The following is a 21,509-nucleotide window of genomic DNA, read 5'->3' as shown; positions in this document are numbered from 1 at the left end:
GAGTAACGATGATGACGTATAACTTCAGTCAGGAAGCGGCTGCGCAGCAATGCGAACACTTTTACCATTCCATCCTGCAAATGCAGCGTGATACCGGGCATCGCCTGTATCTGCTGACCGATCCGGTGTTGCTGCTGCAACGTACCGACACGCCGTTTGTGCAGACGCTGGTCAGCTATCAGCCCACGCCTGTGCCGCTGCCGCATTCCGCCGTATCGGTGGCTGATTATCCATGGCTGGTCGCGCTGGACCCAGACGATGAGGATCATCTCACCTTGCTGCGTGGCAGCATCGCCGTGGCACTTGAAGAGCTTCATCCTGATTTGCTGTGCCAGGGCGGTGGCCGTGGCATCTGCGGCTGGATTACCTGCGGTGCGGATCCCGCAGATTTAATCAAACAGCTCGGCCACACAGCGATCCAGAAGCAGCCGAATCAGAATCCACTATTGCTGCGTTATTACGATCCGGCTGTGCATAACCTGCTGTGGGATCGGCTTAGTGAATTACAGCAGCGCCGGATGGCGGGCGTGATGTCAGGCTGGCTGCTCGCTGGTGGCGATGCGCAGATCGTCGTTCGCCGCTTCCAGCCCGCCCCCATGCTCTATTCCACCTTCTCGCTGGGGCTGAACGCGCAGCAGTGCGAATTCATTCTGAATGTCTGCGGTATCGCTAACCGTGCCCTGCGACAGTATCGCCTGCAGCTCGCTGAACACCCTCGTTATTGTGAATTAACGGCTGCGAGCCACATATTGCATGCGCTGGAACGCCAGTCGCAGCACCCGGCACTGCAACAGCCTGCTGACAAAGAGCGCCTCGCACTGCAGGTACTTCAGTACCATCCAGAAATTGATCAGCATCCAAAGATCGCCGAACTGCTGGATTACGACGCATTCAGTGACGACGTGACGTGGAGCAAACGCACCCGCGCCATCACGCCGGAAATCTGGCAACGCTATGCCCGCGAGCTGGCAATCACCCCATCGATGGAGAATCCGCAATGAGCGCATCCTGTACCACCTGTCTGAATACCGGCCCGGTGCTGATGCCACTGCGCTATGCCATCGTGCCGGATTTTGTTAGCCATAAACTACCCGACTGGGCTGCGCCAGCGACAGCTTTCCCGGCGTTGAATGGCTACCACTATGCCCTGCGATGTGTGCGCCAGGGATTCATCTACGTCTATTACGATACCGGCACTGGCGACCTGCTGGACTGGGAAGTGTGGAATATTGATGAAAGCGGTGACCTTTACTGGAGTTCAAACGTGCTGAGCGCCCGCGCGGTGTTCAACCCTCTGCCCTGTGGACGTCCGATACACCGGCAGGCCAACCTTGAACACATGGCGCTGAACGAAAACGCGCTGAGCAATGAAACCTGGGTGGCGTTTTCGCACGCGCCCTGGACGAAAGAGACGATTGAGCGCTACACCCGCGATCCGGCTGAACGCAAACTGCGTATGCAGAACATCCAGCCCGGCGACTGGACTGCCGTCGGAGCCACATTTGGTGACGGCCTGTGCCGGGCGGATGAATCCATGCTGGATCCTGTGCTGGACTACCGCCCTAACCTCAGCGGCAGCCCAAAGTATCCGCTGTGCGACAGCGATGATCCGCTCTATCGGGTGAGCTACATCGAAGCAGGCCAGTATCACTTCTATGCTGACAAGGTAAGGCCACACACCACATTTCATCCTTGGGTGCGCAACCGAAAAGTACAGGGTGCAGCTGCCCGCACGATGAAGGCAATGCAAAGCCGCAGCCTTGGGCCGGGTGGCAAACCGGTTAATCCGCTGATGATTGCGCTAAAAGATCCTGCTGGCATTGCTCACGAGCTCACCAGCTGGTGCGATGGCCTTGCGCTGGCGCATCAAACCTATCTTGAAGAATTGAACGTCGAATTCTGGACCTGGCGCAACATCAACGGCGTGCGCAGCCAAGTCGAGCAGATGACAACGGCAAAGCAGCAACAGTACGCAAAGGAGAAAGGTGAAAGCGACCTGCAAATGCTTCAAATAATGAAAAATGCAGGCTATACCAGCGAGCAAATTCAGCAGTTTCACGACGGCGGGACGCGCTGGGCGAACCAGCAGGGTATGGCTTTTGAATGGCAAAAGTACGAAAAAAAATTAAACCACGCAAAGTTTAATCAGTTCATCAGCGCGTATGACCAGCTTTGTCAGACGCTTGATCAACAGATGAATCAGCTGGTGGGCCTGCGTCTGGCATGGTTGCAGGATAAGCATTTCCTTCAGTGTCTTGACGATCATCATACCAACGTTCTGGAAGATAACCTGAACTACAGGGAAATCGTGGGCTATGCGATCTCTGCGATCAACGTGGTCCCAGTGGGTCGCAAACAGATTCAGGCATGGGTGAAGGAATACAATGCAACGAACAACAGCAATCTGTTCTGGCGCAGACAGTTCTTCAACAATCCGGATGTGATAAGCGAAACGACTCCGGTTCTGGCGCAGTTGAAGAAGGATGCGCAGACAGAAGACAGACCGGCGAATGATATTGAAAAGCCCGCGATCTTGGCGACGTTCAAAAGCTTTGTCGGCTATTTGGGAAAATACAACGATGCCTGCGATCGTGCTCTGGACGAACTGGGGAGGGATGAAAAAAAAGCACTAGTATCCGACACCCGCAAGCTGATGGCGAAAATGGATACCGGGCTGACGACATTTACCACCGAAGTGTTCAATAAAAGCCTGCTGGGCAATCGTCTCGACTCATTCAGCAATCTTATCTACAAAACCCTGTTTGCCCGTGATGCCGGGATCGCTATGTATGACATTGAGGTAGATATTGGGCGTCAGATGACGACAGGACCAGAGGGGGCATGGGCCCGCCGTCGGGCGATGTGGGACGAACGGACGAAAGTGCGTGATGAGGTTGCAAACAATTACCAGAGAGCAAACTCGCAACACTTGCTGTCCACAGAGGGTAAGAAAACCATAGAAGTATCACGCATTAAACTGCTGGGAACCATTCTCAGCGTCTGGGAGCTTTATAGTCAGTCGAAAGACATTGTCACGGAAGGTAAGGGCTCGGCCAGTAATATCATGTCTGTAGGGTTATTCGCAGCAAGTTTCGGGATACACACGGTTTTACCGGCAATGGACACGACTGTTGAAGTTGCCGAGAAATCATATCCGTTAGCAACGGACCGTGCGAATGACAGGCTATTGAAGTGGAGTATACGTGCAAACGCCTACGGCAGTATTGCGGCGGGTCTGATGGTGATCAGCGATTTTGGCGAGCTAGGAGAGATCATTACAAATGATGGTCCAGTCCGCTGGAAAGGTGTGGGGATTTCAATCGTTAAAATTGTGTCTGATAGCGCCTATACCATTCAAAGTAGCGAGGAATTATTAAGGTTACTTGGTAAAAAAACATTTCAAGAAATAATTTTAGGTTTGGCAGAAGAGTCTGGCGGGATGATTGAAAAACTTATCGCACGAAGAATGGTAAGTTCTATTGCTTTTCTTGCAAGCTGGCAGGTCATGACTTTGATCATTCTCGCTCAAGTTGCAATTGTGGTGTTTTCAGACGATGAGTTACAGAACTGGTGCGAACAATGTGTATTTGGTACAGAAACCAGCATAGATAATACCGAGCTAATGCCTGCTAGCCATCGAGTAGGACTAACTCAAGAGCAGGAAGATAAGCTTGTGAAAGCATTGCACGAAACGTTAGGCCTGCCATTAACTGAGCGTGTTAAGCAGCATGAAGATGCGGAAAAGCTTAAACAACTGAAAGCCGAAAAAAATGCTTTCCAGCAAGTGCATAATTAAGCGGAGTTTTTGTAATGACCGATAAAGAACCATTCTCTCCGCAAGAGTGGCTGGACTGGCAGTTAAAAGGGCTGGACGGTTACAAAGATCTGAATAAGCTGAATCGGTTGTTGATTTCAGCCGAAGCATCCATCAGTTTGAATTCGGAGAGAATTGAAGAACGCGCACCGCTTGTTGCTGCTGGATTGATCAATAGCGATGATTCAGATAGATACCAAGATACGCTGGAATGGGCGCTTGAGGTGAAAGCGCTCATTGAAAAAGAGATCGCTGATTTCCCACCATTACCGGTTCTTCCCCCTTCAGGGCCGCTTCAGAAAATATCGGGTGTGATCGAAGAAGTCACATTCACAAAAGCGATGGCCTGCTTTGAAGCTGAAGCGTATAGCACCATGCGGGATGAACTTGAACGTAAACGTCGCAGTGACAATGCAGGTGCTGCGATTGTTATGGTTGCGCAAGCGCTGTCTGGTACTGCCCCCCACGCCCTGATCAATGACGGCAAGGCGAAGATGCTGAAATGCCTGTATGTCAAAGGGAAGATCGGCGGCAAAGCATTCTCTGGCTGGTTTGGTATGACGAATATAAGGCCTGGGGACTTTGTAGAAATGGCGGTGGTGTCGTCTGAAGAAGGCTATTTGGCGTATGCAGTTGCGAATCCTGTATCAAGAATTATTTCTGTTACCCCAAAATGTAATGAAGGATCATCGGAAAATTCTTTTTCGCTTTCATTTTTGGTTTTTCTTGGTTTGCTTTTAATCCCTTTCCTTTTCCCATTTTTCCTTGCAGATGCATTTTTTAAAACACTTATATGTTACATCGTATCTGCTCTTCTTCTTTCAATTGGCGTTTTTATCAAAACCCAAAAGGAACGAGGGAGTCAATACCTCCTTTATGAGCAGCTTTCTCTGGTATTAGATCTCCCTAAGGGAATACGATCCAGCTTATCTATTATTACGGCTAGAAAGATAAAGGAAAAAATTGCAGCTGGTACATATACACCTAGGCATAAAAGTATAACCCCAGTCCCTCAGAGGGCTACTCAAGGGGGGCTTTATGAATATTTTTATTATTATTAATAGGTGTGTCATGTCTAAAATTAATATTTTGCTCGGTGACAAGCTCACCAGTGGCGGCAGCGTTATTTCCGCGACCTCAACAGTGACAATAAATGGTATTGCCGCGGCCCGTTTGAACGATATCGTCTCATGCCCGATTCTGGGCCACGGTGTTAACCGCATTGTTAGCGGCGATCCCGGCTTCACCTCTGAAGGCGAGCAACTGGCGTTCGATGGTGCGCTCTGTGAATGCGGCTGCCGCGTAATTGCCAGTATTACCGAATCCGTACTGGGCAGCGGCTGATGACGTGGAATATTCCGTTACCTCACCCGATAAGGTCTCCGTCACCGCCGCGCTGGTCGCTGTGGTGGCGGGTATTAGTTTTATGCTGCATTGTGACCGCCGTCAGCGGCACCGTATTGTGGTTCTGGCTGCAGGACAGTCGCACGGTGCTATGGACGCTGGGCATTATCGCCTTGATTACGGTGATCTTCACGCTGATCGCCGGATGGATGCTGTTCCGCTCGGGTGTTGATGAAGAGCACGCTCAGGGCCTGATGGCCTATAATCGGCTGCAGGAATTCGAATGGCAACGCTGGGCGCAGCAGGCCGTGCATGTCAGCGGCTGGCACGCGGTATTTGCACCGCAGGCCCGATTGTCGATGCAGCCCGGCGAGCCGGTGACAAATGACATCCCTTTGCTGCTCCCCTCTTTTCCCGGTTATCGCTGGCTGTCCGAAGAAGTGATTATGTCGCTTCTGACCGCATTGCAGGCGGTTACCAGCCGCTGGCCGATTGAAGTGTCGCTGCCCGATGACGCTGATCACAACGAGTGGCGGCAGTTCGCCGACTGCTGGCAGCAGGCTGGATTGCCCATGAACCGGTTGGCAGGCCAGACCGCGAGCGTATCCAGTTACGATTCTGCCATAAGTAGCTGGCTCGATGCTCCGCTGACTTACCGGGCACGACTGGTAATCGTCAAGTACTGGACCGGCAGCGGCGAACACACTGAAGGCGTTATAGCCTGTCTGCTAACACCTCGTGACCATGCCGCTGATATTCCGGTTCGCTGCTCACTGCATCGGACGATGAACGTCAGTCCGGGCGACGAAGCCGCATCCTTTTCACAGTTTCTGCACTATCAGCCACTGACATCGGCAATGGCAGGGCTGTGGACCGACCGCAACAGCCAGCCGCAGGCCGCGCAGCTGGTGATGGTCCACAGCCAGCGCCTGAAATCCGATGAAATCAGCGCAGCAGAGACGGAAACCGGCATTCCCGCCGTGGTCATCTCACCCGCAGCACCAGAGCAGCACTGGCTGCCTCACTGGCTCGGTCAGACCGGCCCGTGCGCCGACTGGTTTGCCCTCACCCTGATGATGTCGATGGCAGAGCACAACGGCGGCGTGCAGTGCGGTCTGCTGTCTGGTGCGTCACCTTCTTCCCAAACATGGATTTTAAGCAGTGTCAGCGCAGGAGCGTTTTCGGATGATTAGCAGCCAACGCCGGATTTCTGGCGTCATTATTTTTACCGTGCTGGTCAGTGCGCTGGCGGCCCTTCTGCTCTGGTGGCTTGGCCCACGCTGGCAACTGTCACATCAGCAATCAGCCCTGATATGGCTGCTGATCACCGCAACGGCGGCAGCACTGATGGCAGCTGTTCGCTATTACCGTCAGGACACGCCAAAGACGCCGGGCACAGCAACCGTTAAAAGCCGCACTGACCAGTACGGTGAAGCTGAACAGTTGTGGATTCAGGAGATGCGCGACTACCTGTATCACCGCTATGGTCGTGGCTGGAAGCGTAAGGTGCGCGTTGTAGTGCTGACCGGCCACCATCGCGTGGTACAAAACGTTATTCCCGGATTACCTGAGGCCCAGTGGCTTGAAGCCAACGGCGTAGTCGCCGTCTGGGGCGGTAATCTCACCTCCGGTGCGGAAAGCGCACGCATCACTGCGCTGCGCAAGCTCAAGCGCTGTCCGGTCAGCGCCATCGTGGTGGCGTATGACGCCGCACTGCGACAGGCGATGCCGACCGACACCGTCGCCCGTCAACTCACCGAGCGCTGCAAAAAACTTGGCTGGCAGGTGCCGCTTTACCTGTGGGAAGTACAGGACTACGTCTGGCCGCAGCAGGAGCGCGAGACCCAGCCGATCGGCGTGCTGCTGCCTGCGCAGGCATCCCCGGCAGAACTGGCTGCTGCGTTGCAGACGTTGCCCGTTCAACTCACCGAACCCGGCATTCGTCAGGGCATGAACAACTCCCACTTTGCCTTTTTGCTGCAGCTGAGCGCCATGCTGCGCGATGGCGCGGCGGAACAGTTCAGGCGACTGAGCCAGCCATTGCTGACCGGACCTTATGCGGTGCCGCTGCGCGGCGTGATGTTCAGCCCTCCAGTTGCTGAAAAGGAAGCCGACAAACAGCGCTGGCTGCCTGACAACAGCTGGCAGCGTATTCTGGACGACCTGCAAAGCCTGAAAATCCGTCGCGCCGGGTTTGCCTGGGAGCGCGTGGCCTATCAGACGGTGATGGCGGCGTTGCTGGTGCTGTGGGGTGGCTTGCTGCTGTCATGGTGGACCAACCATCGTGCCATGAGTGAGGCGCAGCAGCTGGTGCAGGCCGCTGCTGATGCTTCATTGCCGGAAGATCAAAGGCTCATCAGCCTCGGACAGTTGCAGCGAAAAGTGGACCAGCTCGACTGGCGGCGTCAGCACGGCACGCCCTGGTACAGCCGTCTTGGACTGAGCCAGAACGATACGCTGCTGAACGCGCTGTTGCCGCACTACGCGCGTATTGCTCTGCCCGAGCTGCGCGACGGCGCGGTTCAGCATCTGTCTCAGGCGCTGGAACACTGGAGCACATTGCCGGTTAACGATCCACAGCGTGCAGAGCAAAGTAAAGAAGCCTACAGCTGGCTGAAAGCCTATCTGATGCTGAGCCACCCTCAGAAAATGGATGCGGCGCTATTTGCTGACACGGTAATGCGCATCTGGCCGCTGCGCGAAGGCGTCAGCCCGGGACTCTGGCAGGCGGAAGGGGCAAAGCAGCTAGGCTTCATGGCGCAGCATCTGCCTGAGCATACCGGCTGGCAGATAAAACCGGATATGGCGCTGGTTTCGGCCTCACGCAGCGCTCTGCTACGCACCATCGGTATGCGTAACGGTGAATCGGCGCAGTATCAGAAGGTGCTGGCGCAGGTATCCCACAACTACGCGGACCTCAGCCTGCAGGACATGACCGGCGACACCGATGCCGGTCGGCTGTTTTCCAGCGACAGCGCGGTGTCGGGCATGTTTACTCGCCAGGCATGGGAAGGCGCGGTGCAACCCGCCATTGAAAAGGTGGTGAATGAACGGCGCGAGGAAATCGACTGGGTGCTGAGCGACAGCGAGCAGCCGTCCAGCAGCGAGAACTCGCCCGAGATGTTGAAGGCCCGCCTCACCGAACGCTACTTCACCGATTATGCCGGAGCCTGGCAGGACTTCCTCAACGGCATTCGCTGGCAACAGGCCGATACGCTATCAGACGCCATCGACCAGCTGACGCTGCTTGCTGACGTGCGCCAGTCGCCGCTGGTAGCGCTGATGAACACGCTTAACCAGCAGGGACGCACCGGACAAATGCGCGAAGCGCTCAGTGATTCGCTGGTGAAGTCAGCCAAAAACCTGCTGAACAGCGACCAACAAAACAACATCGACCTGAAGTCCGGTCCGCGTGGCCCGATGGATGCCACCTTCGGTCCGGTTCTAAGCCTGATGGACCGCAGTAACGACAGCGGCAACAGCCTGAGCCTGCAGACCTTCCTCACACGCGTCACCCGCGTGCGACTCAAGTTACAGCAGGTCACCGGCGCAGCGGATCCGCAGGCCATGATGCAGGCGCTGGCGCAGACCGTGTTCCGGGGCAAGTCGGTGGATATCACCGATACCCGCGACTATGGCAGTCTGGTCGCCGCCAGTCTCGGTCAGGAGTGGAGCGGCTTTGGGCTGGCGGTGTTCGTACAACCAATGGTGCAGGCGTGGCAGCAGGTGCTTGCGCCAACCGCGTCCAGCATCAACAGCCAGTGGCAGACCAGCATTGTGCAGGACTGGGAAAGTGATTTTAATGACCGCTGGCCATTCTCACCGCATAAGCAAAGTGAAGCGTCACTTCCTCTGCTGTCGCAGTATCTGCGTAACGATACCGGACGTGTCACGCAGTTCGTGAAGGAGAACCTTGGCGGCGTGCTGCGCAAAGAAGGCCGCCGCTGGGTGCCGGATGCCATTGCCGCACAGGGGCTGCATTTCAATCCGGCGTTTATCGATGCACTGAATCAGCTGAGTGCGCTGGCCGACATAGCCTTTACCGGCGGCGATGCCAGCGTGCAGTTTGCGCTGATGGGCAAGCCAGGCAGGGACGTGATGCAGACCATCCTGCAGCTAGACCAGCAGGTAGTTGATTACCACAACCAGCAGGAGCAGTGGCAAAACATCAGCTGGCCGGACAGCCAGTGGAAGCCGCGTACTTCTCTGTCATGGGTGACCACCACCACCGGTGAGCGTATATATGCCAGCTATCCGGGTAGCTGGGGCCTGATTCGATTGCTGGACCGCGCTCAGGTCACCGCCGTGGATAACAGTACCTACAAGCTGAGCTGGAAAACCAGCGACGGCTTTGGTCTCAACTACATGCTGCGCACGGAAGTGTCGAGCGGTCCGCTGGCGCTGCTGGGATTGAAGGGATTTAGACTGCCGCAGCAGGTGTTTGCAGAAACTCAGGGTGACGATTCTGTTGAATAAGGAAATTAATGATGAATGAGTTTCTTCAGTGGCTAATTAACCTTAGCAGCGTTATTCCCTCCATTATCACTGGCGCGGGAGCTGTTTTATATACGCGCTGGCGATATGTGAAAAATCGTCAGTTTTCCACAGTAAGCGATGAAAAACGTTTTGAGACCCTTAAGAGAATTGGTGATCTTGAAAAAGAAGACGACCATGTGCATAAGGAAAGCATGCGTAAAACCCTTTATGAAAGCATTGGCATGTATTATCCCCATCAGTACAACTGCTATCTGCTTCAATACCTCAATGAAAAGGGCTTACCTTACAGAGATGCCGAACTCAATTTTTTTCTTAAAAGTGCGGCACTGATTAGTGTTAGTTCACTCAATCAATTTGAGTTTAATGAGAAAAAGTATTTCTGGCGATCAGTCGAATTATGGGGAGTACTGGCAGGCGTTTCATTGGTATTACTACCCGTCTCATTTACCATGCTTAAAGTAGCAACATCATCACAAGATGGTGTGGATATTTTGCATTACTTGTTAGCTGGAATTGTCGGGGGTGCGTGGGCAATTCTGTATGTAGGATTTATAAGGTCAATGCAGAATTGTATTGGAGCCAAACGGTTTTATAAAAAATTTGCACCGTGGTTAGAGCTTAAATTAGAGGAAGTTCTTCCTGAGCCTTCAGCAGAGCCTGATCTTCCACCCGTGAGAAATAAACTGATCAAAACAGTTGAATATATAGCTCAGAGGCTTTCATGGAAGACCTAACCCTGCGCTACTACGAAGCCGAACTGCGTTATCTCAAAGATGCGGCACGAGAATATTCCCTACTGCATCCCGAGCAGGCCAGCATGATGGGATTGACCACGCCCGGTGCAGCGGATGACTCAGTTGAGCGCCTGTTTCAGGGCTTCGCCTTTCTCAATGGACGACTGCGCGAGAAGCTGGACGACGACTACCCTGAGCTGACCGAGGGCGTTATCAGTCTGCTGTGGCCGCACGCACTGCGTCCCTTGCCTTCAGCTTGCGTCGTCGAAATTTCGCCAGATGCAGACGGCATGAAACTCAGCGATGTGGTGACGGCAAAAAGTGAGGTGCTGTCGCAGCCAGTGGGTGAAAATCACATCCGTTGCCGTTATCGCACCACTCGCAATCTGACGCTTAATCCGCTGGCACTAAATTCCGCCACTATGGTGACTGGGCCGGACGGGCAGCACCTGCTGCGCATGCGCTTTCACTGCGGACGTAGCGCAGACTGGCGACAGGTCAATCTGAGCAATTTGCCACTTTATTTGCACGGCGATGCGCCTCTTAGTTCACTGCTACACCTTTATCTCACCCGCCGCGTGGCTGCGATGTATCTCCGACTACCGGGCCAGGCAGATCTTCAGCCTTTTAGTGGACGCTTCCGCGCCAGTGGCTTCGATAAGACAGCCAGTATCTGGCCGGTGGATAATGCAGGCGCAAAAACGTCTGACCGCAACGGCCATATGCATCTGCTGGAATACTTCACCTTTCGCGAAAAATTTATGTTCGCCGAGCTGGCGGGACTGGAATCCGTCGAATGGCCGGAGTCGCCGGAGTGGTTCGAGCTGGAAGTGGTATTCAGCGAATTCTGGCCCACTGATTTCAAAGTAGATGAATCGAACCTGCGCCTGCACTGCGTACCGGTGGTGAACCTGTTTCGCCTTGATGCCCGTCCGCTGGCAATAAATGCACATCAGTCTGACTATCGGCTGCTGCCACTGCGCAACGACGATCCTGATATTGAAATCTTTGCCGTGGAACAGGTAGCAGGTTCATTTGCTGAGGATGCCCCTCACTACACGCCGTTCCGCCATTTTCAGCATCGTGGCGGCATGATGCAACACAACAGACCGGCACGCTGGTATCATACGCGGATGAAGCACGGCCCGTCGGGACGAATGGAAACCACCCTGACACTGGGCGGTGATGCATTTGAACAGGATCGCCTGAATCCGGAAGATCCACTGGCGCTGAGCCTGACCGGCACCAACGGCATGCTGCCACGTAAAACGCTACAGAGTGTGCTGCTCGACACGCTGGAAAGCACCACGCAAACCAGCGTGCGGGTGCAGAACCTCAGCATACCCACCATGGCCTGCTATCCGCCGCAGCGCGATCGCTTCCACTGGCAATTGCTCAGCCAGACCGGCAGCAGTTTTCTGTGGATGATGGATAACGCTGAGGTACTGCGGAACACGCTGAAGCTTCACTGCTGGTCTGATGACGCGATCAATCAGCAGCGTCTGGATGGCATCATCGACGTGCGGCACTGGCGGCTTCAACGCTGGCAGCGTTATCTGCAACGAGGCGTGGATATTGAAGTCACGCTGGATACCGCTCACTTTGCCGGTGAAGGCGACGTGTGGCTGTTTGGCTCCCTGCTCAACCGCTTCCTGGCGCAGTTTGCTGATGAGCATCTGTATAACCGACTAACGCTGATACTGCAGCCTTCAGGGAAATGCCTGCGATGGAAAGAGAATCACCACTGAGCTATACCGAACTCAGTGAAACGATGGGCGACAGGCTGCCCTACAGCAATTTTTACCGCTTCATGCAGTGGCTTGAACATCGCCATCCGCACCTGCCGCCAATCGGCAGCACTACGCAGATTAAAAACGATCCGATCCGCTTGCGACCTCATGCGGGCATGGGATTTCCGGCCAGCGAGTTTAAAGGCATTGAACTGAACCCGGATGAGAATCCGGATTCACCGCCTACGGTTCGCACCACCTTTCTCGGCCTGTACGGCATTACGTCTCCTCTCCCGGGCTCCTATATCGATGACATTGCAAAGCGCCGCGAGGGACATGAATCCGTTGAGCACTTTCTCGACATATTCAACCACCGCATCCTGACTCAGTTCTATCGCATCTGGCGCAAGCACAATTATCCGGCCACTTTTGGGGCAGGTGGCACGGATAGCGTGTCGCAATGCCTGCTGAGCCTAGCTGGACTGGGCATATCTGGCACCGCTGACCACCTGCGCACGCCGCTGTCACGCTTTCTGTCTCTTCCCGGCATCTTACGTCAGCCGGGAAGAGCGGCGGAAGGCCTTGAAGCGCTGGTCAGGCTTGTAACGCCCAATACCCACGCCACCATCGCCCCAAACTTTAAGCGCAGAGTTGAAGTGCCAGAGCCACGGCTTGACAGGAATTTCAGCCTCGATAATCAGCCGGTGCTGGGCGGCAGAGCAGCCGACGTGAACAGCACGGTGGAGATCCGGCTTTTTACAGAGAACCCAGTTGATGCGCGTGGCTGGTTGCCACCGCATCAACCGCTTTATCACGACCTGCTTTCCCTGCTACGGGTGTACCTCGGCTGGCGATATGACGCGCACATTACGCTGACGCTGCCGCGCCGGTTGTTCCCGCCTCCGCGTCTGAGCGCAAAAGCCAACGACATGCACAGCACCTTCGCGGGCTATTCCTTCCTGCCGGGACAGGATGATAACAACAATTCAGATACGTTGACGGTACCGCTCGGCTTTTATGAAGGGCTAACGCGCAATCCGCAACAACGCACAGTAACAGAAGTGGATGACGATTAATGAAACGGAGAATACAACGCACCCTGCCCCTGATGTTCGCCGCGCTGGTGGCATGCTGCGGCCTGACGCAGAGCGTCACTGATGGCACAAAAGACGTGGCAAAAGCGGTGTTTTATAAAAAGGTGAAAACCGTGCATCTGGAGTTTCGTGCTCGCGCTGAGCTGAACCCGGATGAGGATGGCATGTCACTCGCTACGCGCGTGCAGGTCTTTACGCTCAAAGACCGACAGGCATTTGATAAAGCCGACTACAACACGCTTATCAGTGATGCTGAGCATGCGCTGAGTGCCGATATGGTGGCAAAAAAAGAAGTGCAGATCCGCCCACAGCAAACGTTGACTTTCACCATGCCGATGGATGAACAGGCACAGTTTGTTGCCATCGTCGCACAGTACCGCACGCCCGATATTCGTAAAAATGACTGGCGAGTGGTGTTGAGTCGGGAGGAGCTTGATCCGTATAAGGCGCGGGTGGTTGAAATGGAGAAATATGCCATGCAGATGAAGCAAACCAGCAACTAATCTAACAGCCTATGTTTTTATAAAATAAGGACATTTTATGCGTTCAATTTCCCTTTCTGCCCTGGCATGCATCTTTTTTATTATCTGTTCAGCCACCTCTCACGCCGCTGAACGTCGCTGTGGCTGGTTTCAGAACCCTACACCAGCTAATGCCACGCTGACAGACCGCGATGGCATGTGGGAAATTGCTACTCAGGGAGGATATCACGCAGGAGGTGACTGGCCAGATTTCAGCGCTGATCGATGGGTACGCACCGGGTATGGAAATTATGGCTACGGCTGTGCATGTATCACTGCTGATACGGACCCAAACATGCATCGCATGATTAATCTGATTAAATCAACCTCTCGCCCTCTCAGTGCATGCCGTAAAGATAAAATTCTGAAAGAACCTGAAAATCCTCTGGCCGAGATACAAAACATGGTCAGGTATCAGGCTGGGGAGTTTAGTCTAAGCTATCCGAAAGCTTGGTCAGTTAAAAAAGAAAAGCAGTGCATACATCTCAATAAGCCTGGTCGGTTAACAAATGAAGAATACACACTAAATATTTGTGTTCAGCATGGCACTCTGGAGCAGGCAACCGACAGCATGATTTTTTACAACGATAATGGTGTCTGGATGCGGGAAGCCGGAATGGATGCTCCCAGCCCTGTCGATATGCTTGATGGAGAAGGCTGGAAAGGGATGGAAACCACGCAGACATGTGGTGTCAGTGATGAAGAAACAGGGTTTCATGCCGCTGGAGGCACCTGTTTTATGGCAATTGCTTATAACGATAAAACACAATTGTTATTCGATACTGTTGGTTTTTATCAGGACTTTGATGTTATCAGTGCGATTGTCCAGTCTGTTAGTTTTAATGATCGTTAAAATACTTATCAGAAGGCCCGTGAAGCAAAGCTCGATGACTGCGAAACATAGTTAAAAGGATGATGTGGGCGGATGATATACCTAACGTACAGTTATCTTTCCTAATAATTTTAATCGATAAGATTAAGTGACCCGCTCCCAGGATTAAATAAGCTGGAAGAGGAAGGCCATGTCATCGGTGAGGGTGAACAAATTAGGCCAGTTTCCCTGAAGAACGAAGCCGGGGTATAAACGGAAATCAAGTGGGGGAAGTAATAATACAGTACGCATTTTATAATAACTCCCCTACTTATACGCCTTACATGCGCCGCAAGTGGGGGAATTGAACCAATATCTAAATTATTAATAAGTTGCACTCATTTCGCAGAAAGCAATCAGCTAATCTCGTTGACCCTCAAAGCGGGGGAATAAATGGGGGAGACATGCCATTCGTAATAGCTCCCCCCCTTTTAACAATATTTAGATCTGACCACCTACACCTTTAAACTTCTCGATAAATGATACAATTTTCTGGAATACAGTCTGTTTCTTAGTTTTGTACTGTGGATTCAGGGGGCTGAGTTTTGGCAGCGCCTCATTAAGTTCCGTACCATTTTCCGTCGCATATTCACGTTTTAGGGAAGTGCGGATGTAGCGTCTTGCAGCTTCTTCATTGAGGTTTTCTGACTTAATCAACTCTTCCGCCTCGCGCTGCTGCTCGCGTTGAGCGAAGGTGAAGAATGCATCAATAATCCCTGCCTTGTCCGGCAGTTCATCAAGATTCGTCTGCTGAATAAAGTCAACGACCAACCCTTCTTTGGCACGGTTACCTAAGCTGGAGCGTATCAGGCGTCTAACTTCCTCGGTCAGGCCTGCTTTGTTTTTATTCTGTTTATTACGTTCAAATATCAGGCCGAGAATGTAGTCCAGATTGATTTCCTGCGACTTCAGCAGGTCGATCTCAAACACCACGTCCTCCCAGTTGATGGTTGATTTATCTTTGTCATCAGCTGCTTTTTCTTTGCGCTGCCAGTCACGGATATCGTTATACACCGAACGATAATCCTGCACCTTCCGCTCGGCTGGCAAGCGTATAGTCTGGAGTTCTGAGAACTTATCATCATCCAGATAATGCGCGGCTTTGAACTTCTCGACGGCTTCCGGATTATTGATATCGACTGTTTGCAGCGCTTTCAGCGTGGCAAATTCATCATAGTTTTGCAGGATGTTTTCGGCTCGTAGATATTCACCAAACAGCTTCACAAAGGCTTTTTTCTCTTTCTCGCTTTCAATGTCAGCCGGATCAGGGAAACGATGTTCTAGTGTAGTGACGATGTCCATAAAGCCGCGCTTCGCCTCGCCGGTGACGATATCGGTAAAGCCCTCCATGTACTCTTTGTAGCTTTTTTCCAGCACCACGTTTTTCGTATTTTTGTCGCCAAACAGCGTGATGGCATCAATTGTGGCACGTTCCAGATTACGGAAGGTCACAATATTGCCGAAAGTTTTGGTCGCATCATAGATACGGTTGGTGCGTGAAAACGCCTGCATCAGCCCGTGATAGCGCAGGTTTTTATCAACAAACAGCGTATTCAGCGTTGGGGCGTCAAAACCAGTCAAGAACATCCCGACAACAATCAGCAGGTCGATATCTTGATTTTTCACCCGCTGGGCTAAATCCCGGTAATAATTTTGAAAGCCATTACTGTCAGTGCTGAAGTTGGTTTTAAAGTGGCCGTTGTAGTCATCAATCGCCGCATCCAGATACTCTTTGGCGCTGCTGTTCATCGCGCTGACATCAAAGCTCTCATCGGTAATATCACCGACGGCATTCTGCTCTTCATTGGCGGTAAAGGAGTAAATGGTAGCTACTCTCAGTGGCTTATACGTATCAGAAGCCTCTAAGGCATCCTGTTGCTGTGATTTAAAGGCTTCATAATAGGCTTTAGCCGCATCGACACTGCTCACTGCAAACATGGCATTAAAGCCTTTCACCCCCGGAAAAGCACGATGGGTCTTCTGGCGAAAATGAGTCAGGATATAGCGAGTGATTTCCTCAATACGACGCGGGTGCAGAAAGGCCTGCTGATTTTCTGCTGCGCTGAGTTTTTTGTCATCAGTTTCAGTTTCCAGTGCCTTGAACTGCGGGCGGACATCATTGTAGTCCACCTTAAATTTCAGCACCTTTTCATCCCGGATGGCATCAGTGATCACATAAGAGTGCAACTCGCGGCCGAACACGCTGGCGGTGGTTTCTGCCCCGAGGGCGTTTTGCGGAAAAATTGGTGTTCCGGTAAAACCAAACTGATAAAAGCGGGTAAATTTTTTGTTCAGGTTCTTCTGGGCTTCACCAAACTGGCTGCGGTGGCACTCATCAAATATAAACACCACTTGCTGACGGTATACCGGCAAGTCAGCCTCTCCCTTCATCAGATTGTTGAGCTTCTGAATAGTGGTGACGATGATTTTGTTATCGTCCTTCTCAAGATTGCGTTTCAGGCCGGAGGTATTATCTGAGCCATTAACGCTGTCCGGAGAAAAGCGTTGGTACTCCTTCATGGTCTGATAATCAAGGTCCTTGCGGTCAACAACAAAGAAGACCTTATCGATGAAGTCCAGTTCAGTGGCAAGCCTTGCCGCCTTGAAGCTGGTAAGGGTTTTACCCGAACCAGTGGTATGCCAGATAAAGCCGCCGCCTTCGGGTTTTGACCAGTCTTTAGCTTTAAAGGAGCTGTTAATTTTCCACAGAATACGCTCGGTGGCGGCAATCTGGTAAGGGCGCATCACCAGTAGCGTCTGGCTGCTGTCAAAAACACTGTAGTTAAACAGGATATTCAGCAGGGTATGCTTTTGAAAGAAGGTGGCGGTAAAGTCCTTCAGATCTTTAATCAGCGTATTATCGGACTTCGCCCAGTTCATGGTGAAGTCGAAGCTGTTTTTATCCCGCTTCGTAGTGTTGGCGAAGTAGCGGGTATCGGTGCCGTTAGAAATCACAAACAGCTGAAGATACCTAAAAAGAGAGTTGTCGCTGTTAAAGCTCTCTTTGCTGTAACGGTGTATCTGGTTGAAGGCTTCCCGAATCGCCACACCGCGTTTTTTCAGTTCAACCTGAACCAGCGGCAGTCCATTGACCAGGATGGTGACGTCATAGCGGTTCGCGTGTGATCCGGTCTGCTCAAACTGCTGGATAACCTGTACCTTATTACGAATCAGATTCTTTTTATCAATCAGGTAAATGTTTTCAAGTTGTCCGTTATCAAAGGTGAAGTCACAGATGTAATCGATGTGTATTTTACGAGTCTTATCAAGGCTGCTGTCTCCCGGGCTGTCCAGATAGCTCTCACAGAACCGCCGCCATTCACTGTCACTAAACAGCACATTATTAAGCGCCTGAAGCTGCGTGCGGATATTTGCCAGCATCAGCGGCTGAGAGGTGAAGGAAACAAATTCATATCCCTGATTGCACAGGTCCTGAATCAGTTCTCGCTCCAGGTCTGATTCACTCTGGTAGCTGTCAACGCTCTCCCAGCCTTTAGTGTACTTATCGAGAACAATGAATTTATTCGATTCAGCAATGGTATTGGTCTGTTGAGTCATCGCGCATCCTGTGTGCTGTTTGGAAAAGTCCGGCAGCAGAAGAAGTAAAAGCTACCGGCCGGTGAATTTGGTTATGTATGGCACGGCCAGCAAACGCTGACCGATTAGTTATAGCATTACTGTCACTGACTGACGGCATCAGGCTTGGGGAAGCTGAACAGCAAGTCACGATAGTATTCATACTGCTGCTGGCGCAGGGCGATTTCACGGGGTAAGCCTTCGGTGATGGAGTTGGTGAGAGCGTCGAATTTGTCGAGTGTTGTAGCTATTCGGTTCTGTTCTTCATACGAAGGAACCGGAACAACAATCTTTGAAAAGTCGCTTTTATTGATGAGGGGCATCGTTCCTCCGCCCAGCTCACCCTGTCGACGCAATGTCTCACGCATAGCAGTCAGAACGTGGAACAGGTAGCCGACTTGAACGCTATCATCGGTCAATTTAATTGCGTTAATTTGTTGATTGGGGATGCAGTCGTTAGTATTAATTACTGTCTTACCCATATCAGCGCCGATACATGTGACTAGCAATGAACCACTAGGGATCCGAACTTTGGGCATCGAAGCTGCTCCTTCAGCTGACAAACGACGACTTGGACACGTGATGTTACGCATCCCGTTCTTGATATCGCTGGGGGTTACAAAATCAACATCGTCGCCCCATGCAGACTTGTCTGACGACTTTGGAGTGCGGCCAGTCACGATCTGACCAATCTCCTCCAAGGTCTTCCACTCGACCTCCCCCTCTTTAAAACTCAGCAACTGATCGCGATAGTAGTTGTACTGTTTTTTACGTGCGGTAAGCTCAGCGGTAAGCTCAGCGGTAAGCTCAGCGGTAATGACGGTAAATTTATCCAGAATTCGGACGATTTCAGACTGAATGGCTAGGGAATTATCCGGATTGTTTGGGCAAGGGATTGGTATAGCGATTTTTGCCATATCAGTTGCTGATACATCAATTACTTTTGTTCCTTTTGAATATTTCCGTTTCTCATTTGCAAAAGTGTCCGTTTGCGTGAAATAAGCAAAATATTTACCAACAATTCCGACATTAGGTTTAAAAATTGTAGCGTGCCCACCTGTAACGGCCTGTTCTGTACCTAAATAAACTAATGCTTTACCAACATCTGCAAGGTTTTCACTGGTGTTAGTAATAACAACATCGCCAGTATTTACCTTTTTAAGCTTTTCCGCAGCAAGCGGAGAGACAAACGACTTGGTCGTTTCAGTTGATAGCCCATAAAAAGTATAAATCTGACCATAATGGATAGCTGGAACTCCTGATTCTGTAAAATCAGACTTTGGCAATCCATTTCCGCGTACTAGCTCGCCTAACTGACCCAATGGCACCCACTCTATTTCAATACCATCTAACAGTTTTTCAAGATAACTCAGCTCGCTCATCCCTGTGCCTCACTACCTTCAATTTCTGCCACAATTGCATCAATATATTTGCGTAACTGATCAATCTTGCTAACTGTGATTTTCAGTTCTGCATTCAGTTCGGTAATATTAACGATTTCTCGGGTATCTTTAGCTTCTACATAATTGCTGACTGACAGGTTATATTCATTGGCTGCAACAGTTTCAAATGGCACAGCTTTCGCCAGATGGTCAGTATTTGCCTTGCTGTCAAACACCTGCATGATCTGCGTAATATGTGCGTCAGTCAGTGTGTTGTTATTAGTCTCTTTCTTAAACAGGCTGCTGGCATCAATAAACTGCACGTTGGTATCGGTTTTGTGCTTTGATAGCACTAGGATGTTAACGGCAATGGTGGTGCCAAAGAACAGGTTAGGCGCGAGTGAAATTACGGTCTCTACGTAATTGTTATCGACCAGATACTGGCGAATTTTCTGCTCCGCGCCACCACGGTAAAAAATACCCGGGAAGCAAACAATCGCAGCACGGCCTTTAGGTGAAAGATAGTTCAGCGCATGCAGCACAAAAGCAAAATCGGCTTTTGATTTCGGGGCCAATACACCTGCTGGCGCAAAACGTTCATCATTAATCAGCGTCGGATCGTCACTACCAATCCATTTCACCGAGTACGGCGGATTAGAAACAATCGCATCAAAGGGCTTACCATCTTGAAAATGCGGCTCCGTGAGAGTATTACCTAGTTTTATATCAAATTTTGCGTAGTTAATGTTGTGCAGGAACATGTTCATACGCGCAAGGTTAAACGTCGTATGGTTAATCTCCTGCCCGAAAAAGCCTTCTTCGATAATATGGTTATCAAAATGCTTTTTCGCCTGTAACAGTAATGAGCCAGAGCCTGCTGCTGGGTCATAGATTTTGTTAACGTGGCTCTGACCATGCATCGCCAGTTGGGCAATCAGTTTAGATACGTGCTGTGGCGTAAAGAACTCACCGCCTGACTTACCGGCATTTGCCGCGTAGTTGGAAATCAAGAACTCATATGCATCTCCAAAGAGGTCAATCTGATGTGCATCAAAATCACCCAGCTTTAAGCCTTCAACGCCTTTCAGCACGGCAGCGAGGCGGCTGTTTTTATCTTTAACGGTGTTACCCAGACGGTTACTGGTGGTGTCAAAGTCAGCGAACAGGCCTTTGATATCGGCCTCAGAAGGATAGCCATAGGCTGAGCTTTCAATGGCGACGAAGATACTGTTTAAATCAGCGTTCAGCCTGTCGTTGGTATTCGCTTTAGCGGCAACATTGCAGAACAGCTGACTCGGGTAAATGAAATAGCCTTTGGTTTTAATGGCATCATCTTTGATGTCATCGGTAATGATGCTGTCATCCAGAGCAGCATAGTGGACGCTATCATCACCGGCCTCAATGTAGCTGGAAAAGTTTTCACTGATAAAGCGATAGAAGAGCGCACCAAGGACGTATTGTTTGAAATCCCAACCATCGACCGAACCACGGACATTGTTGGCAATTGCCCAGATTTGACGGTGTAATTCTGCTCGCTGTTGAAGGCTTGTCATTTAATATCCTGTTACGATGCTATATTTATGTTGTTGAATACATTTTATCGCAATTTAATTTTATATAAAGAACCATATGGAAATATTTAGCGTAAATCGCCGAATTAATTCGATATGCACCTATTGCTTTACTCCCTTATGTTTCCACCCATTCATTACTTCATACAAATAAGCAATATAATACTCTCAACCAGCTCATTCCAGCGTATTCGTTGATCTCCAATACGGACTGTTACTCCCTATTCCACTGGTTAGTTATACCATGCAGAAAAGTTAGTCTTTAGATGGATATCCCGGAGGAGTTTATTTCCATTGAAAAACGTAGTGAATTGGATGAGATATAAAGTTATGACAAGGACTAATGAGACGATTATAAACAAGAAGAGAAGCAAA

At 51.1% G+C, this 21,509-nt stretch carries 14 protein-coding genes; 11 read left to right on the top strand and 3 right to left on the bottom strand.

Features of this window, described 5'->3' with window-relative positions; translation table 11 throughout:
- Nucleotides 1–8: 8 nt before the first annotated feature.
- The 11 genes from FCN45_RS05230 to FCN45_RS05180 are packed head-to-tail and all read left to right on the top strand — an operon-like array spanning nt 9 to nt 14,587.
- Entirely contained in the window at nt 9–1,001 is a 993-nt protein-coding gene (locus FCN45_RS05230; protein ID WP_137385321.1) for a DUF4123 domain-containing protein, read from the top strand.
- Entirely contained in the window at nt 998–3,796 is a 2,799-nt protein-coding gene (locus tag FCN45_RS05225) for a T6SS effector BTH_I2691 family protein (protein WP_137385320.1), read from the top strand. The genes FCN45_RS05230 and FCN45_RS05225 overlap by 4 nt, the downstream gene beginning before the upstream one ends.
- A 14-nt stretch (nt 3,797–3,810) precedes the next feature.
- On the top strand, nt 3,811–4,875 hold the full coding sequence (locus FCN45_RS05220; protein ID WP_137385319.1) for a putative type VI secretion system effector: 1,065 nt from the start codon (nt 3,811–3,813) through the stop codon (nt 4,873–4,875).
- 10 nt (nt 4,876–4,885) lie between these two features.
- Complete coding sequence (locus tag FCN45_RS05215) at nt 4,886–5,158, top strand: PAAR domain-containing protein (RefSeq protein ID WP_137385318.1); 273 nt, start codon at nt 4,886–4,888, stop codon at nt 5,156–5,158.
- On the top strand, nt 5,158–6,351 hold the full coding sequence (locus FCN45_RS05210) for a hypothetical protein (protein ID WP_137385317.1): 1,194 nt from the start codon (nt 5,158–5,160) through the stop codon (nt 6,349–6,351). The genes FCN45_RS05215 and FCN45_RS05210 overlap by 1 nt, the downstream gene beginning before the upstream one ends.
- Nucleotides 6,344–9,634 (top strand): ImcF-related family protein, encoded by a 3,291-nt coding sequence (locus tag FCN45_RS05205; protein ID WP_210421273.1) that lies wholly within the window; start codon nt 6,344–6,346, stop codon nt 9,632–9,634. Before FCN45_RS05210 ends, FCN45_RS05205 begins: the two co-directional genes overlap by 8 nt.
- A gap of 8 nt (nt 9,635–9,642) precedes the next feature.
- The gene (locus FCN45_RS05200; RefSeq protein ID WP_137385316.1) at nt 9,643–10,389 is read left to right on the top strand and encodes a hypothetical protein; all 747 of its coding nucleotides are present in this window, start codon (nt 9,643–9,645) and stop codon (nt 10,387–10,389) included.
- Complete coding sequence (gene tssF, locus FCN45_RS05195; protein ID WP_137385315.1) at nt 10,377–12,137, top strand: type VI secretion system baseplate subunit TssF; 1,761 nt, start codon at nt 10,377–10,379, stop codon at nt 12,135–12,137. Before FCN45_RS05200 ends, tssF begins: the two co-directional genes overlap by 13 nt.
- Nucleotides 12,116–13,195 (top strand): type VI secretion system baseplate subunit TssG, encoded by a 1,080-nt coding sequence (tssG, locus tag FCN45_RS05190; RefSeq protein ID WP_137385314.1) that lies wholly within the window; start codon nt 12,116–12,118, stop codon nt 13,193–13,195. Before tssF ends, tssG begins: the two co-directional genes overlap by 22 nt.
- Nucleotides 13,195–13,716, top strand: a complete 522-nt coding sequence (gene tssJ, locus FCN45_RS05185; RefSeq protein ID WP_137385313.1) for a type VI secretion system lipoprotein TssJ — start codon at nt 13,195–13,197, stop codon at nt 13,714–13,716. Before tssG ends, tssJ begins: the two co-directional genes overlap by 1 nt.
- A gap of 37 nt (nt 13,717–13,753) precedes the next feature.
- Complete coding sequence (locus tag FCN45_RS05180) at nt 13,754–14,587, top strand: DUF4087 domain-containing protein (protein ID WP_137385312.1); 834 nt, start codon at nt 13,754–13,756, stop codon at nt 14,585–14,587.
- 459 nt (nt 14,588–15,046) lie between these two features.
- Here FCN45_RS05180 and FCN45_RS05175 read toward each other — a convergent pair whose 3' ends face one another.
- The 3 genes from FCN45_RS05175 to FCN45_RS05165 form a co-directional block, all read right to left on the bottom strand.
- Nucleotides 15,047–18,163 (bottom strand): HsdR family type I site-specific deoxyribonuclease, encoded by a 3,117-nt coding sequence (locus FCN45_RS05175; protein WP_137385311.1) that lies wholly within the window; start codon nt 18,161–18,163, stop codon nt 15,047–15,049.
- 122 nt (nt 18,164–18,285) lie between these two features.
- Nucleotides 18,286–19,563 carry a restriction endonuclease subunit S gene (locus tag FCN45_RS05170; protein WP_137385310.1) on the bottom strand — a complete coding sequence of 426 codons (1,278 nt, stop codon included), beginning with the start codon at nt 19,561–19,563 and terminating at the stop codon, nt 18,286–18,288.
- Nucleotides 19,560–21,116 carry a type I restriction-modification system subunit M gene (locus tag FCN45_RS05165; RefSeq protein WP_137385309.1) on the bottom strand — a complete coding sequence of 519 codons (1,557 nt, stop codon included), beginning with the start codon at nt 21,114–21,116 and terminating at the stop codon, nt 19,560–19,562. The genes FCN45_RS05170 and FCN45_RS05165 overlap by 4 nt, the downstream gene beginning before the upstream one ends.
- Between the last annotated feature and the right edge of the window lie 393 nt (nt 21,117–21,509).

The organism is Pantoea sp. SO10 (assembly GCF_005281435.1).
Classification (GTDB): domain Bacteria; phylum Pseudomonadota; class Gammaproteobacteria; order Enterobacterales; family Enterobacteriaceae; genus Pantoea; species Pantoea leporis.
The sequence above is the reverse complement of the archived record's forward strand: the minus strand, read 5'-3'. Positions and strand labels throughout refer to the sequence as shown.